This window comes from Anaeromassilibacillus senegalensis (assembly GCF_001261775.1).
Taxonomy (GTDB): domain Bacteria; phylum Bacillota; class Clostridia; order Oscillospirales; family Acutalibacteraceae; genus Anaeromassilibacillus; species Anaeromassilibacillus senegalensis.
In genome coordinates this window covers 199515-215379 of record NZ_LN868537.1, presented here as the reverse complement: position 1 = coordinate 215379, position 15865 = coordinate 199515, and the positions used below count along the sequence as shown (strand labels likewise).

At 53.5% G+C, this 15865-nt stretch carries 12 protein-coding genes; 4 read left to right on the top strand and 8 right to left on the bottom strand.

Annotated elements, in window-relative coordinates; translation table 11 throughout:
• The first annotated feature begins 98 nt into the window (after window positions 1-98).
• The 4 genes from BN2106_RS06625 (at window position 99) to BN2106_RS06610 (ending at window position 5269) form a co-directional block, all read left to right on the top strand.
• Window positions 99-1652, top strand: coding sequence for a Ppx/GppA phosphatase family protein (locus BN2106_RS06625; protein ID WP_050697800.1), 1554 nt, complete (start codon window positions 99-101; stop codon window positions 1650-1652).
• A gap of 38 nt (window positions 1653-1690) precedes the next feature.
• Complete coding sequence (locus BN2106_RS06620; protein WP_050697799.1) at window positions 1691-3823, top strand: RNA degradosome polyphosphate kinase; 2133 nt, start codon at window positions 1691-1693, stop codon at window positions 3821-3823.
• 89 nt (window positions 3824-3912) lie between these two features.
• Window positions 3913-4989, top strand: a complete 1077-nt coding sequence (locus BN2106_RS06615; RefSeq protein ID WP_050697798.1) for a 6-phosphofructokinase — start codon at window positions 3913-3915, stop codon at window positions 4987-4989.
• Between the two features lie 31 nt (window positions 4990-5020).
• Entirely contained in the window at window positions 5021-5269 is a 249-nt protein-coding gene (locus BN2106_RS06610) for a hypothetical protein (protein WP_050697797.1), read from the top strand.
• Between the two features lie 132 nt (window positions 5270-5401).
• Here the strand turns inward: BN2106_RS06610 and BN2106_RS06605 are convergent, their stop codons facing one another.
• From BN2106_RS06605 to BN2106_RS06570, 8 genes are all read right to left on the bottom strand, one after another.
• A complete protein-coding gene (locus tag BN2106_RS06605; RefSeq protein ID WP_050697796.1) occupies window positions 5402-6346 on the bottom strand; it encodes a transketolase family protein in 945 nt (314 codons plus the stop codon).
• Window positions 6347-7195, bottom strand: a complete 849-nt coding sequence (locus BN2106_RS06600; RefSeq protein WP_330379820.1) for a transketolase — start codon at window positions 7193-7195, stop codon at window positions 6347-6349. It lies immediately after the preceding gene.
• A gap of 101 nt (window positions 7196-7296) precedes the next feature.
• Window positions 7297-9042, bottom strand: coding sequence for an ABC transporter ATP-binding protein (locus tag BN2106_RS06595; protein WP_050697794.1), 1746 nt, complete (start codon window positions 9040-9042; stop codon window positions 7297-7299).
• Window positions 9039-10787, bottom strand: coding sequence for an ABC transporter ATP-binding protein (locus BN2106_RS06590; RefSeq protein ID WP_050697793.1), 1749 nt, complete (start codon window positions 10785-10787; stop codon window positions 9039-9041). The genes BN2106_RS06595 and BN2106_RS06590 overlap by 4 nt, the downstream gene beginning before the upstream one ends.
• 139 nt (window positions 10788-10926) lie before the next feature.
• Window positions 10927-12240 carry a uracil permease gene (uraA, locus tag BN2106_RS06585; RefSeq protein ID WP_456236314.1) on the bottom strand — a complete coding sequence of 438 codons (1314 nt, stop codon included), beginning with the start codon at window positions 12238-12240 and terminating at the stop codon, window positions 10927-10929.
• A 121-nt stretch (window positions 12241-12361) separates the two neighbouring features.
• A complete protein-coding gene (locus BN2106_RS06580) occupies window positions 12362-13018 on the bottom strand; it encodes a flavin reductase (protein ID WP_050697792.1) in 657 nt (218 codons plus the stop codon).
• Window positions 13019-13184: 166 nt separating this feature from the next.
• Complete coding sequence (locus tag BN2106_RS06575; protein WP_050697791.1) at window positions 13185-14456, bottom strand: replication-associated recombination protein A; 1272 nt, start codon at window positions 14454-14456, stop codon at window positions 13185-13187.
• 85 nt (window positions 14457-14541) lie between these two features.
• Entirely contained in the window at window positions 14542-15795 is a 1254-nt protein-coding gene (locus BN2106_RS06570) for a serine hydroxymethyltransferase (RefSeq protein WP_050697790.1), read from the bottom strand.
• Between the last annotated feature and the right edge of the window lie 70 nt (window positions 15796-15865).

Here is a 15865-nt window from a genome sequence, read left to right as displayed (position 1 = left end):
ATTGCTGAACGTGCAAATATTTGGTATAATTAACTATAAAACAACGTGAAAACGCTTTTATGGTTCAACAAACTACAACAGGAACGGACGGTGTACAAATGAACAAGAAGAAAGGCGGGAAAATTGCTGCCGTCATCGACATCGGCTCCAATCTGCTGAAAATGCGGATTTGCCAGCTCCGCAAAGGAGAAATCGTCAGCTTGGACCGTCTGCAATATCCCTTGTGCCTGGGGCATGAGGTCTTTACCGAGGGAAAAATTCGTTTTGAAAGCCTGCGCGAGCTTTCCGGCATTTTACAGGGCTACAGTGAGATTATGGCGGAGTACGGTACCGACCAGTACAAGGTCGTAGCCACCACTGCTCTGCGTGAGGCAAAAAATCGCGCCTACGTTGTAGACCAGCTAAAAATTCAGAACGATATGACGGTGGAGGTGTTGGAGGACGACCAGGAAAAAACGCTGATCTATTCTGAAATCCTCTCCTCCCTGCAAACCATGGAGCAAAAGAAGATCGGCAATGCGCTCATCTCCTATATTGGCGCGGGCACCATCGGGCTGTCTGTCTTCGACGGAAAAAATATGATCTTCTCCCAGAATGTGCCGATGGGCGCCTTAAAGCTGCACGACATGCTTGGAAATATACAGGAGGAAACAGAAGACTTTTACGTGGTCGTGGAAGAATATCTGGAATCCATCATGGGCCGCATCCCGCTGCCACAGGTGGAGGGCGGCCTGCAAAGCCTGGTTCTGACCGGCAACGAGATTGAACTGATCGCAAAAATCTGCGGTGTGGAACCGGAAAACGACCGCTATATCATTGAGGCCAAACAGATCAAAAATCTGTTTAAAGAAGTCCGCTCGCTCTCGCGGGAAAAGATCAGTGACCGCTTCGGCATTGAGGAAGAAAGCGCAGAGCTGCTCTATTCCGCTTTGGCCATTTACGTGCGCCTGATCCAGTGCGTCAAGTCCAATACGGTCATCGCGCCGAAGGTGGACCTCTGGTTTGCCCTGATGAAGCAGATGCTGATTCCCAAAAGCAGCGGCGAATATTTTGAACATGTGCGTGTCAACGCGATCTCCTGCGCACAGGCCATGTCCCGGACTTACAATGCGAACGAAAAACATACGGAAAACATCCGTAAATTTGCCTGTAAGCTCTTTGACAAGATGAAAGGCACCCACGGCCTTGACAAACGCAAACGGCTCCTGCTGGAGCTGGCTGCGATCATGCACGACTGCGGGCATTACGTCAACGCCAAGGACCATCTTTCCAGCTCGTTTGACCTGTTAAAGAACATCGACCTTTACGGCATGACGGACGAGGAAATGCATATCATCGCTTATGTCGCCCGGTACAACGAATATGACGTTCCCAATTTTGATGATATTGCTTTTGTCGGGTTGAGCGAAGCCAACCGCCTGGTTGTTTCCAAGTTGGTGGCGATCTTCCGGCTGGCAAACGCGCTGGATAAGTCCCAGATGCAAAAGCTGGACGATATCAAAGTCCGTCTGGAACGGGAACGCCTGATCATCACCGGGGAAAGCGACCAAAACCTCTATCTGGAAAAGTGGGCGTTTGAACAAACTGCGCCCTTCTTCAAAGAAGTATTCGGCATCAACCCCGAATTAACTATTAAATCCAAGATGCTGTAACCGACGGCGCCAAATGAAGAAAGGACTGCGTGGTTCCTATGAACGAAAAAAACGAACGAACCGAGAAACAGCGGTTCCCCTACATCAACCGCGAACTGAGCTGGGTGGACTTCAACGCCCGTGTGCTGGAAGAAGCCTTCGAAAAAGAAAACCCCGTGATGGAGCGCATCCGCTTTTTGTCAATCACCGCCTCCAACCTGGATGAGTTCTTTATGGTCCGTGTCGCCGGCGTCCGGGAGCAGGTGGAATCCGGTTACGGCCAGGCGGACGATTCCGGCCTGACGCCCGCCAAGCTTCTTCCCCTGTTGAATGAAAAAATCTACGGGTTTGTGGAGCGGCAATACTCCTGCCTGCACCGCTCTATTGTCCCCGCTTTAAAGAAGAACAATATTCACTTTGTCACGCCGGACGACATGAATGACGAGCAGATCGCCTTTATCTCCGGCTATTTTGACAAGGTTCTGTTTCCCGTCCTGACGCCGCTGGCGGTGGACCGCAGCCGCCCGTTTCCGCTTCTGGCAAACAAAAGCCTGAACATCGCGGTTCGTTTAAAGAGCGATAAAAAGGAAGAATCCTATTTCGCCGTAGTACAGGTTCCCGGCATTCTCTCCCGTTTTCTGGAAGTTCCCAGTAAGGAGGGCCGCACCTTCGTCCTGTTGGAGGACGTCATTACTTACAAACTGGAGGCGCTGTTTGAGCTCAACGACATTCAGGCGACCTGCCCATTCCGCATGACGCGCAATTCCGACCTGGAGATCGACGAAGAGGCTGAAGATCTCATGAGCGAGATCGTCAAGTCCATTAAGCGGCGCAAAAGGGGCAAACCGGTCCGCTTGGAACTGTTGCAGCGGAGCGATCGGGAGACAAAGGAATTCCTGATTGAGATGCTCGATATCGATAAGAGCTGTATTTACGAGGTGACGGGTCCGCTGGATCTCACATTCCTCTCTAAATTTGCAAACCTTTCCGGTTGCGAGGCGCTTTGCTTTCAACCGATCAAGCCGGTTTACCCGCCCGCCGCCTTCTGGGGCAGCGACGATATTTTCCAGTCCATCCGGGAAAAGGATCGGATGGTCCACCACCCCTATGAAAGCTTTGAATGCGTGGTCGACTTTGTGCGCCGGGCCGCGGAGGATGAAAACGTACTGGCAATTAAGCAGACCCTGTACCGTGTCAGCGGGCATTCTCCCATCATCGCGGCGCTGATCCGCGCGGCGGAAAACGGCAAACAGGTGACCGTACTGGTCGAGCTGAAAGCCCGCTTTGATGAGGAAAACAATATCCTGTGGGCCAAAAAGCTGGAAGAAGCCGGCTGCCATGTCATCTACGGCCTTGCGGGATTAAAAACACACTGCAAAATTCTGCTGGTGGTGCGGCGCGATTCAGACGGCATCCGGCGTTACCTGCACATGGGCACCGGCAATTACAACGACTCCACCGCAAAAATTTATACGGACGTCGGCGTATTTACCTGCAAGGAACCCTATGGACGGGACGCATCCTCCCTGTTCAATGTGCTGACCGGATACTCTCTCCCGCCGGATTACAACAAATTTGCAGTTGCGCCGCACGGGCTGCGCAGCTTTTTTGTCCGCATGATCGAAAAGGAGATCAGCAATTCCCTGGCCGGTCTTCCCTGCGGGATCGTCGCCAAGGTCAACTCCCTTGTGGATGCGGAGATCATCCAACTGTTGTACCGGGCCTCACAGGCCAACGTGCCTATTCAACTGATTGTACGCGGCATTTGCTGCCTGGTACCCGGGCTGCCGGGCATCAGCGAAAACATCACGGTCATCAGCATCGTGGGTCAGCTGTTGGAACACAGCCGCATCTTCCAATTTGAAAACGCGGGCAACCCGAAAATCTATATGGGCAGCGCGGACTGGATGCCCCGCAATCTGGACCGCCGCGTGGAACTGGTCTTCCCCATCGAGGACGAGGACCTCAAGGAGCGTGCATTCGGCATTCTCGACACCATGCTGAGCGACAACATGAACGCGCGCGTACTGCAGCCGGACACCTCCTACGAGCACATTGACCGCCGTGGAAAGGTTTCCCACAACTCCCATGTAGAATTCTCCTTAATGGCACAGAAAGCAGTAAAGGACATGGAAATTCCCGTACAAGACGCCTCCAAGCCCTATAAACCCATCCGCAGCAGTGCAGAATAACAACAATGGATTCTTTACCGGAGCCCTAGCCGGACGAATGCGCGACAAAGAAGCTTCGGAGAAAATAAAAGAAGAAAAGAGTGTGGATTATGAAACGAATCGGAATCTTAACGAGCGGCGGCGACTGTCAGGGCCTGAACGCTGCAATCCGCGGCGTAGCCAAGGCATTGTATGTGGAATTTGACAACGACGTTGAAATTTATGGAATCAACGACGGGTACCGCGGCTTGATCGAGGGCAACTATAAGCGCATGAAATCTGAGGACTTTTCCGGTATCCTCACCCTTGGCGGCACGATTCTCGGCACCTCCCGCCAACCGTTCAAGTTGATGCGTGTGATTGACGAAAACAGCGTCGACAAGGTCAAAAACATGAAGGAAAACTATAAGAAGATGAAGCTGGACTGTTTGGTGGTGCTGGGCGGCAACGGGACACACAAAACCGCCAATCTGCTCAGTGAGGAAGGCCTGAATGTCGTCTCCCTGCCTAAGACCATCGACAACGATGTCTGGGGGACCGATATGACGTTTGGATTCCACAGCGCCATGTCAATCGCCGCCAACGTCCTGGACTGCATCCACACCACCGCAACCTCCCACGGACGCGTTTTCATTGTGGAAATCATGGGGCACAAGGTCGGCTGGCTTACCCTGTACGCGGGCATTGCCGGCGGTGCGGACGTCATTCTCCTGCCGGAAATCCCCTACGACATTGAAAGCGTCGTGAAAACCATCAAGCAGCGCAATGAGGCCGGCAAGCGCTTTTCCATCTTGGCGGTAGCGGAAGGCGTCATCTCCCAGGAAGAGGCCAAAATGACCAAGAAAGAGCTGAAAACAGCCCGCGCCAATATGAAGTTTCCGTCTATTTCCTACCGGCTGGCGCAGGAAATCGGCGAGAAAACCGGGCAGGAAATCCGCGTGACGGTTCCCGGGCATTTCCAGCGCGGCGGCAGTCCCTGCCCATATGACCGCGTGCTCTCCACCCGGTTCGGCGCGGCGGCGGCAAAGCTGATTGCCAACAAGCAGTATGGTAACATGGTGGGCCTGCAAAACGGCGCCATTGTGCCGGTACCGCTCGCGGAGGTCGCCGGCAAGCTGAAGGTCGTCCCCAAGGACTGCGATGTAATCCAGACCGGGCGCGACATCGGGATATCTTTCGGCGACTGATCCATATGTAAGAAAGCGAGAGGTAACAACCATGTTTGACTTTGACAAAGGAAGATGCCTGAAAAAATGGCTGGGAATTGCCGGAGCCGTTACCGTTGTGCTGGCGGCGGTAATCACAGCCGTCAGCGGCTGGGTAATCTGGAAATGGCTGCGCTGTATGAACACGGTACAGAAGTCCCTTCCCACCATCAAGAAGGCTTCCGCCTTATACATTGAAAAATATGAACACGATTTGGAAGACGTATACAGTGTTGATGAGAGCGACTGTATCCCCTTCTGAGTATGAAAGAAGCGCCGCATGGACGATCCTGCGGCGCTTCTCTTCTATAAAATCAAACTTCTATCAAAAAGTATTATAAAGCATGGAACAAGGGCCTTCCCACTGCGTCTGCGGCGGGAAGGCCCTTGTTTTTTATTTCTGTAATGCTTCTTTTGTAACCTTTGCAATATTGGAAGCACAAAGGCCAAACTCCTCCAACAAGTCCACTGCCGGGCCGGAATGACCGTAGCAGTCGTTGACACCGATCTTGGTGACAGGAGTCGGACAATGCTGGCTGAGCACACTGCACACTGCATCTCCCAGGCCGCCGATGACACTGTGTTCCTCTGCGGTGACAATTCTGCCGGTCTCCTTTGCCGCTTTGATCAACAATTCCTCATCAATCGGCTTAATGGTATGGATATTGATTACACGCGCGTCAATGCCCTCTGCCGCCAGCAGCTCCGCCGCTTTCAATGATTCGCCTACCATCAGGCCGGTCGCCACAATGGTAATATCCTTGCCGTCGCGCAGCGTAACGCCTTTGCCAAGCTCAAATTTATAATCGTCGTTGTTGTTAACCGTTTCAATGGCCAAACGCCCCAAACGGATATACATCGGCCCCTGATATGTAACCGCCGCTTTTACAGCCGCTTTCATCTCATAGTAATCGGCAGGATTCAAAACCACCATGCCGGGAATGGTGCGCATCAGCGCGATGTCCTCACAGCATTGGTGCGTCGCGCCGTCTTCGCCGACGGAGATGCCGGCGTGGGAACCGCCGATCTTGACGTTCAAATGCGGATAACCGATGGAATTGCGCACCTGCTCATAGGCACGGCCGGTTGCAAACATCGCAAAGGAGCTCGCAAACGGAATCTTTCCGCAGGCGGCCAAGCCGGCTGCGACACCCATCATATTGCTTTCCGCAATACCGCAGTTGATAAAACGTTCCGGATGCGCCTTTTTAAAGACGCCGGACTTTGTTGCGGCAGCGAGGTCCGCGTCCAGCACTACCAGATTCGGATACTCTTCCGCCAGCTCCACCAGCGCTTCACCGTAGCCTTCTCTTGTTGCCTTCTTGATCTTCTCTGCCATTTATTTCGCCTCCAATTCAGCAAGCACCTTCTGCAGGTCCTGCATCGCAGTCTCATACTGTTCCTGATTGGGGGCAACGCCGTGCCAGCCCACCTGGTTTTCCATAAAGGAAACATCTTTCCCCTTAATGGTCTTTGCGATAATCACACTGGGTTTGCCGGTCACGCTCTTCGCGTGATCAAACGCCGCTTCTATCGCGTCAAAATCGTGGCCATCGATTACGGTCACGTCAAAACCAAACGCACGGAACTTCTCATCGATCGGATATGGGCTGCAAACCTCTTCCAGCTTGCCGTCGATCTGCAGATCATTGTTATCGACAATCAGGCAGAGGTTGTCCAGCTTATTATGAGAAGCAAACATTGCCGCTTCCCAAACCTGACCCTCTTCAATCTCGCCGTCGCCCAGCACGGAATAGACCCGGTAGTTCTTATCGTCCAGCTTGGCAGCCATCGCCATGCCGCATGCGGTAGAAACGCCTTGGCCAAGAGAACCCGTGCTCATATCAATACCGGGAGTATCCAGCATATTCGGATGTCCCTGCAGCATTGCGCCGATATGGCGCAGTTTCTTCAGCTCATCCATCGGGAAATACCCCTTCAGTGCAAGCGCGGCATACAGCCCCGGGCAGCAATGGCCCTTGGAGAGTACAAAGCGGTCGCGGTTTTCGTCCGTAGGATTCGCAGGGTCTACATGCAGCTCTTTAAAGTACAGGTACGCAAACAGGTCCGCCGCGGAAAGGGAACCGCCCGGATGACCGGATTTTGCATGATAAACCCCTTCAATAGCGCCCATTCTGATTTTGCAGGCCGCAATTTGCAGGTCTTTTTGTTCCGTTTTATTCATAATGTCCTCCCTTGAAAAGATATGAGAAACAACCGGAGATATTATAACGCATAACCGCAAAAAATGCAATTTTCCACAATATTTTCTTTATATTACCTGAAACCTCAGCTTGCTGCGAACTGGCTGTTGTAAAGATTTGCATAAAATTCGCCTTTTTGCAACAGCTCTTCGTGCGTTCCCTGCTCGATGATACTGCCCTGGTTCATCACCAGGATCAGATCCGCCTCTTTGATCGTGGACAGACGGTGCGCCACAATAAAGCTCGTGCGGCCTTTCATCATCTCCGTAAATGCCTGCTGGATTTTCACTTCCGTGCGGGTATCGATGCTGCTGGTCGCCTCATCCAGAATCAACATCGGCGGGTCCACCAGCATCACGCGTGCGATACAAAGAAGCTGCCTCTGGCCCTGCGATAGATTGCCGCCATCCTCCGAGAGGACCGTCTCGTATCCGTTCGGCAGCCGCATGATGAAGGAATGCGCGTGCGCTTTCTTTGCCGCTGCAATCACCTCTTCCATGGAGGCATCCTCCCTGCCATACGCGATATTATCGCGCACCGTTCCGGAAAACAGCCAGCTTTCCTGCAAAACCATTCCATACAGCCCCCGCAGGCTGCCGCGGGTGATGTCCCGGACATTGTGCCCGTCAACCAGAATGCTTCCCTGATTGGCGTCGTAAAACCGCATCAACAGGTTGATAATGGTAGTCTTTCCGCAGCCGGTCGGACCGACAATGGCAATGCGGTCGCCTCTGCGTGCCTGGATATTCATATTTTCGATCAGCTTTCGGCTGGGATCATAGGAAAAGGACAGATGTTGTACGTCGACATTGCCCTCACAGTGCTCCATAACCAGCGCATCCGGGGCATCCGGAATTTCAGATTCCTCATCCAGAACAGCAAACAGACGCTCCGCGGAAGCAAATGCCGTTTGAATCTGCGTCAAAACGCCGGTCACCTCGTTAAACGGCTTGGTGTACTGGTTTGCATACGTTAAAAAGCTGGAAATCTGACCGATTGTGATGGGACTCGGCCAACCTGTGATTGCACAAACGGAGCCAATGGTCGCCACTGCCGCCGTGACAACGCCATTCACAAACCGCGTACTTGGATTGCTCAAAGAGGAATAGAACTGCGCCTTGACGCCGCAGCGGTACAGCCGTTGGTTAATCTCTTTAAAATTCCGCTCCGCCCGCTCTTCATAGTGAAAGGTTTTCACGACCTTCTGCCCGCCAATCAACTCCTCCACATAGCCGGAAAGCTCGCCCTGCGTCGCCTGCTGCTCCACAAACTGTTTGTGGGTCAGCTTGGCAATAAACGCCGCCACAAAGAGGGAAAGCGGCGTAATCAGCACCACCACCGCTGTAATCACCGGATTGATGGTCAGCATGAAGATTAAGGTACCCAAAATGGTGACGACGCCGGTGAACAGCTGTGTAATGCCCTGCAGCAAGCCATCTGAAACCTGGTCCACATCATTGACAATGCGGCTGATCAAATCGCCGTGCGGATGCCCGTCAATGTACTTTAACGGCAGAGTATTGATTTTTTCGTAGGTCTGGACGCGCAGATCACGCACCGTTTTATAGCTGACACGGTTGGTACAGTAGGCCAGCAGCCACTGAAACGCAGCGCTGATGACAATCGTCGCCGCCAAAGTGATCAAAATCGGAATCATCGCGCGGTGATCCACATCCCCGGGACCGACGATATTGTCAATTGCACGCCCCACCAGGATCGGCCCATACAGGGTAAGGGAAACACTGATGATCGCACTGACCAAAGCCAGCATTAAAAAGGCCGCATGCGGCTTCGCATATTTTAAAAGACGCTTTAAAACCGACAGTTTCATGCGCGCTCCGCCTCCTCTTTACTCAACTGGGACAGGCAGATTTCCCTGTATACCTCACATTGTTCCATCAGCTGCTGATGCGTGCCAATGCCCGCAAGCCTGCCGTCGTCCATGACAATGATCTGATCCGCGGCTTTTACGGTACTGGCGCGCTGAGATACCATTAAAACGGTCATTCCCTTTGTCTCGGTCTTCAAAGCACGCCGCAACGCCGCGTCCGTTGCAAAATCCAGTGCGCTGGCACTGTCGTCCAATATCAGAATTTCCGGATTTCCCGTCAGGGCGCGTGCAATGGTTAAACGCTGTTTCTGCCCGCCGGAGAAGTTTTTTCCGCCCTGGCTGACCTTGCTTTGCAGCCTCTCCGGCAAACGGTCGACAAATTCCTTCGCCTGTGCAATCCGCAGTGCACGGTCCAGGTCCTCCGGCGCCGCCTTTTCATTTCCCCACCGGAGATTGCTCTCGATCGTACCGGAAAACAGCTCTGCATGCTGCGGAACCATACCGATTTTGCCGCGCAGCTGTGCAAAGGTATATTCCTTTACATTTATGCCATCTACCCGGACTTGTCCCTGCGTTGCATCATAAAAACGAGGAATCAAGCCGATTAATGTCGATTTTCCGGAACCGGTGCCGCCAATAATACCAATGGTTTGTCCCTCTTCTATTGTAAAGGTTAAATCCTTTACTGCGCATTTCTCCTGATTTTCTCCCGCATGTCCGGTGTAAGAGAAACTCACCTGTTCAAATGCGATTTTCGGAGACCGCTTTACCGGATCCGACGCGCCGCAGCCTTCCACCACAGAAGGCTGCGTATCCAATACTTCGTTGACGCGGGCTGCAGAGGCCGCCGCCTTTGTAAACGTGACCACCAGATTTGCCACCACAATCAAAGCCAGCAAAATCTGCGACATATAATTGACAAATGCAATCACCTCGCCCTGCGTCATACCGCCTGCGCTGACACGGCTGCCACCAAACCATACGATGGCAATAACTGCAAAATTCATGATCAGGTAGGTAAGCGGATTGAGCAGCGCGGAAAGCTTCGCCACACGGATCGCCGTATCCGTCTGCTCGTTTGCCGCCAGCTGAAAACGTTCTTCCTCGCTCTCCTGTTTGGAAAATGCCCGGATCACGCGGGCGCCGCTCAACCCTTCCCGGGAGATCAGGGATATTTTATCCAGCTTCTTTTGCATGACTTTGAAATACGGAACCGAACGGCTCATAATCACATAGAGCACCAACGCGATCAATGGAGTCGCCACCAGGAACACCAAACTGAGCTGCAAGTCAATGGTCATCGCCATGATGACCGCGCCCAGCGCCAGAAAAGGCGCGCGGATTACCAGACGAATCAGCATGGCGACCGCGTATTGCAACTGGTTGACATCGTTGGTGATGCGGGTAATCAGGGACGGCGTTCCAAACCGATCAATTTCCGTATGGGAAAACGTGTTGATGTGGTGATACAGCTCGTCGCGCAGCACTGTTCCAAACCCCTGCGACGCAATGGACGCCATTTTCTGGCAGACCAGCGCGCAGCCCAGTCCCACAACGCCGAGCAGAAGCATTACGCCGCCCATACGCCAGACATACTGCACATCGCCGGTGCGGACGCCGTTATCAATGATATGTGCAGTGACGAGGGGGACAATCAGTTCAAATATGGCTTCCGTCAATTTAAAAATGGGTCCCAGTATTACCTGTAATCGGTACTTTTTCAGAAAGCGCGCCAATTTCAGCATGCAACCAAATCCTTTTCTATTTCTATAACATACTGTAACATTTTACCTCTACCGGGCGAAAATATCAAATATTTTACGTAAAAAGAGGTCCAGGCCGCTCCTGTCAGCAGTCTGGACCTCTCCTATAAAATTTAAAGCATTATTTATTGGGCTCTTCCACAAACGCTTTTCCCGCCTCCGCGGCGGTTATTTCAAGTTCGTCGTCCTGATCGTTTGTCAGATGGAACTTGTCAAAAATATAGAACAGCAACCCCATCACCATACCGACCACACAGGCCAGCACCATGCCCTTGAGCTCTACGCCGCCGAGGTTCAGCGCGATGCCGGACAGGCCAACTACGAACACAACCGCGGTCAGCGCCTGGTTGCGCGCCTTGCCGTAATCCACCTTTGCATCCACCAGGATACGCAGGCCGGACGCGCCGATCATACCGTACAGCAGGAAGGAAATACCGCCGATCACCGGGCCCGGAATACTGCTGATCAATGCGGAAAGTTTACCGATAAACGCACAGACAATGGAAAATGCCGCCGCGCCGCCGATCACCCAAACGCTGTACACCTTGGTCATCGCCATGACGCCGATGTTTTCGCCATAAGTCGTGGTCGGCACAGAACCAATCAGACCGGAAATTGCGGTAGAGAAGTTATCCGCAAACAGCGAACGATGCAGGCCGGGGTCCTTCAAAAGATCGCGGTCGATCACCTTGCTGGTGACAATCTGGTGGCCGATATGTTCTGAGGTAATTACCAACAAAACCGGCAGCATGGTAAGAATTGCGTTGATGTCGAACTTTGCCATCTGAAAATGCGGAAGGGAGAAGAACGAAGCCTCCGCCACCGGCGTGAAATCCACGATGCCCACGATGCACGCGGTGACATAGCCCGCAATGATCGCAATCAAAATCGGGATCACCGAGAAAAACTTGCGGAACAGCACGGAGCCGAAAACCGCCACGCAGAGGGTTACCAGGAATACGATCACATTCTTCATGTCGACCGTCTCCGCCAGCAGCCCCGCGTTGTTTGCCGCCGTGGAAGCCAGTTCCAGGCCGATCAACGCGACCACCGGTCCCATTGCCGCCGCAGGCAGCACACAGTCGATCCATTTGGTTCCAAATTTATAGACGATCAGCGCCAGAATACATCCGCAGATACCGACCGCCACAAAGCCGCCCTGCGCATACTCAAATCCGTACTTGGAAATAACCACGCCGCCCGCCGCAAGGAAGGCAAAACTGGAACCCAGATACGCCGGCGCTCTGCCCTTTGTAATCAGGATAAACAACAGCGTACCGACGCCGTTCATGAACAGTACAATCGCGGGATCAATGCCGAAGACAGACGGGACCAGCACCGATGCGCCGAACATGGCAAACATATGCTGGATACTAAGCGGGATCGCCTGCCGCAGGGGAGGCCTTTCGTTGACTTGGATAATTTTGCTTGACATGATACCTACTCTCCTCATTCCGTTATGTTTTATAGATACAGCCCGTCACAGGCCGTCGCTACCCAAAAAAAAAGCCCGCCCGAAGCGGCCGGGCCGCTTCGGAGTGAGCTTTTCTATTCCATTACTGCCGTTTAAAAGCGCTTTTGGGAGCGCCGCAAATGGGACAAACCCAATCATCCGGCAATTCTTCAAAGGATAGATCGGGATCGTCGTATACATATTTGCAAATTGTGCAGATAAAACTTTCGCCATCGTTCTTGTCGTTTGCCGCTTCCGTCGCCCGATAGGTCGGCGCATTCTTCGGAGCCGTCCCTTTGATTACCTTGTGGTAATAGTCGTACGTCATCGGCTTTCCTTTAGAGGTATCGCTCCCCGCGACCACTTCCGCCAAGAAAATGGTGTGCGTCGGCGTTTCCACACTGTTGATCACCTTGCACAGAAGCCAGCAGCAGATATTCTCTTTGACCACCGGAAGTCCCTCCACCAAAATTTTATGGTGGACATTCTTCAGCTTGTCCGTATCGCGGCCGGAGTTAAAGCCCAGAGCGCCGATCACCGCCCCGGAGGTGTCTTCCGAGAGCACGGAAACCGTGAAGATTCCCTCTTTCACAATACATTCATGGCTGTAATTGTCGTGATTCATGCTGAGCGCGATCACATTCGGTGTATTGGTCACTTGGAATACCGTGTTGACAATACACGCAGAGACCTTTTGGCCGTTCTTTACGCCGATTGCATACATTCCGTACGATAAATTGAAAAGGGTTTCATCTTTCATAGCTCCACGCACCTCCAAGCAGGTTTGGAATTTCTTCGACATTCCTCGCCTAATTACTTTTAATGTTACCACGCCGGGCAAGCACTTACAAGGAGAATTTTTTCGTTTTCTCGTAAATTATTTTAGCAGATTCTTATACAACCTGCCTTTTCTTTCCATATTTCTGTCAAGAATTCCCACTTCCCTTGACTGCATCCCAGTAGGCTTTATAGGCTTGCTCCGTTTTGTTTTCCCCGTAGACATAATACTGCGCATCCTTGAGGGTATCCGGCAAATACTGCTGCCTGACCCATCGGCCCGGAAACTCGTGCGGATACTGATAAAACTGTCCTTTGTTTGGGTTGTCTGCTCCGTCGTAGTGCTTGTTCTGGAGCTGACGCGGAATCGGCCCGGCCCGGCCAGCGCGCACGTCCGCGATCGCCGCGTCGATCGCGGCATAAGCGGTATTGGACTTCGGCGCGTTGCAAACCAGTATTACGGCGTCCGCCAACGGAATCCGCGCCTCCGGCAGACCCACCTGCAGGGCGGCGTCCACCGCGGCTTTGACGATGGGGATAATCATCGGGTAGGCCAATCCCACGTCCTCGCAGGCACATACCATCAGCCGGCGGCAGGCAGAGGGCAAATCCCCTGCCTCCAGCAAGCGGGCCAGATAATGCAGCGCCGCGTTTGGATCGGACCCGCGCATGGACTTCTGATACGCGGAGACGATGTCGTAATGCTCGTCGCCTTCTTTATCGTACTTCATCGCGCTGCGCTGGGTCAGCTCCTGCGCGCTTTCCAGGGAAATACGGCGCACCGGCCCCTCCACCTGTGCGGAAAGCATGCACAGCTCCGCCGCGTTCATCGCCTTACGCACATCGCCGCCGCAGGCCGAGGCGATATGCGCCACCACACCCTCCTCTGCCTCAACGGTGCAGTGCTGCTCTTCCTCCAGCAGGTGGAAGGCGCGCTCCACCGCGCGGCGCACCTCTTCCTGCCCCACCGGTTTGAATTCAAAAACAGTGGAACGGCTCAAAATTGCGTTATATACATAAAAATACGGGTTCTCCGTTGTGGAGGCAATCAGCGTAATCTGACCGTTCTCAATGAATTCCAGCAGCGTCTGCTGCTGTTTCTTATTAAAATATTGGATCTCATCCAGATAAAGCAGCACACCGTTGAGCGCGTCCAGCGTCCCCAACCCGGCGACCACATCGCGGATATCCGCTGTGGAGGCGGTCGTCCCGTTCAGCTTGCACAGCTTTTTATTGGTCTGCCTGGCAATAATGGACGCCAATGTGGTCTTTCCAATGCCGGAAGGCCCGTAAAAGACCATATTCGGGATTTCTCCCGACTCAATAATCCGCCGCAGAGGCTTTCCCTCTTCCAGCAGATGGCGCTGGCCCACGATGTCTTCCAAAGCCTGCGGGCGTATCCGGTCCGCCAAAGGACGCATAACTTCTCCTCCTTACAGAAAGCCGCACTGAACATTTTCATGCGCAGTGCGGCTTGATTCCATCAATGATTCCGTTTTATATACATTACGCGTAGAGCGGATAGCGCTCACAGATGCCGTTGACCATCGCGCGGATTTTTTCCTTGCTGGCGTCGAAGTCGTTGATCGTCAGATTGATGCACTCCGCAATGGTGTCCATATCGGCGGCGTTCAGGCCGCGGGTGGTAATCGCCGCAGTGCCAAGACGCAGGCCGCTGGTTGTGAACGGGCTGCGCTGCTCGTTCGGAACCGTGTTCTTGTTCGCGGTGATGTACACGTCATCCAGGCGATGCTCCAGCTCTTTGCCGGTCAACTCCTGTCCGCTCAGGTCCACCAGCATCAGGTGGTTATCCGTACCGCCGCTGACAAGCTTTACGCCGCGCTTCAGCAGGCCGTCAGCCAGAGCCGCCGCGTTCGCTACAATATTGTGGGAATATTCTTTAAATTCCGGCTTCAGCGCCTCACCGAAGCAAACCGCTTTGCCGGCGATGATATGCATCAGCGGGCCGCCCTGTGTGCCCGGGAAAATTGCCTTATCGATCGCCTTGGCATACTCCTCCTTGCAGAGGATCATGCCGCCGCGCGGGCCGCGCAGCGTCTTATGCGTGGTGGTGGTCACAACATCCGCATAGGGCACCGGGTTCGGATGGTCTCCGCCCGCCACGAGGCCGGCAATGTGCGCCATATCCACCATGAAGAGGGCTCCGCAGGCGTCGCAGATTTCACGGAACTTCGTAAAATCGATGACTCTCGGGTACGCGCTCGCACCCGCAACAATCAGCTTCGGCTTGACCTGCATGGCCTGCTCGTAGAGCTTGTCATAGTCGATGCGGCCGGTCTCCGGGCTGACGCCGTAGGAAACAAAATTATAGTAGCTGCCGGAAAGATTGACCGGGGAACCGTGGGTCAGATGGCCGCCTTCTGCCAGATTCATGCCCATGACGGTGTCGCCGGGCTTAATCAACGCAAAGTAAACCGCCAGGTTGGCCTGTGCGCCCGCATGCGGCTGCACATTCGCATGATCTGCGCCGAACAGTTTGCAGGCGCGCTCCCGTGCAATGTTCTCCACAACGTCCACATATTCGCAGCCGCCATAGTAACGCTTTGCCGGATAGCCTTCCGCATACTTATTGGTGAGCACACTGCCCATCGCCGCCAGAACCGCCGGGGAAACCATGTTTTCAGATGCAATCATTTCCAGATTGCGCTGCTGGCGCTTGAGTTCGTCCTGCATCGCCGCGCCGACTTCGGGATCCGCCTGAGATACAAAGCCAATTGTATCCATCATCTCATTATACATTTGCTCGTTCCTCTCCTTGGTTTAAATTGGCCGCCAGCCGTCAACCTGCGCCATACGGACATTCCGGTGC

Bases quoted from the DNA above. Each gene is read 5' to 3' on its own strand.
- BN2106_RS06625 (WP_050697800.1), top strand. From the start codon at position 99: ATGAACAAGAAGAAAGGCGGGAAAATTGCTGCCGTCATCGACATCGGC.
- BN2106_RS06620 (WP_050697799.1), top strand. From the start codon at position 1,691: ATGAACGAAAAAAACGAACGAACCGAGAAACAGCGGTTCCCCTACATC.
- BN2106_RS06615 (WP_050697798.1), top strand. From the start codon at position 3,913: ATGAAACGAATCGGAATCTTAACGAGCGGCGGCGACTGTCAGGGCCTG.
- BN2106_RS06610 (WP_050697797.1), top strand. From the start codon at position 5,021: ATGTTTGACTTTGACAAAGGAAGATGCCTGAAAAAATGGCTGGGAATT.
- BN2106_RS06605 (WP_050697796.1), bottom strand. From the start codon at position 6,346: ATGGCAGAGAAGATCAAGAAGGCAACAAGAGAAGGCTACGGTGAAGCG.
- BN2106_RS06595 (WP_050697794.1), bottom strand. From the start codon at position 9,042: ATGAAACTGTCGGTTTTAAAGCGTCTTTTAAAATATGCGAAGCCGCAT.
- BN2106_RS06590 (WP_050697793.1), bottom strand. From the start codon at position 10,787: ATGCTGAAATTGGCGCGCTTTCTGAAAAAGTACCGATTACAGGTAATA.
- uraA (WP_456236314.1), bottom strand. From the start codon at position 12,240: ATGTCAAGCAAAATTATCCAAGTCAACGAAAGGCCTCCCCTGCGGCAG.
- BN2106_RS06580 (WP_050697792.1), bottom strand. From the start codon at position 13,018: ATGAAAGATGAAACCCTTTTCAATTTATCGTACGGAATGTATGCAATC.
- BN2106_RS06575 (WP_050697791.1), bottom strand. From the start codon at position 14,456: ATGCGTCCTTTGGCGGACCGGATACGCCCGCAGGCTTTGGAAGACATC.
- BN2106_RS06570 (WP_050697790.1), bottom strand. From the start codon at position 15,795: ATGTATAATGAGATGATGGATACAATTGGCTTTGTATCTCAGGCGGAT.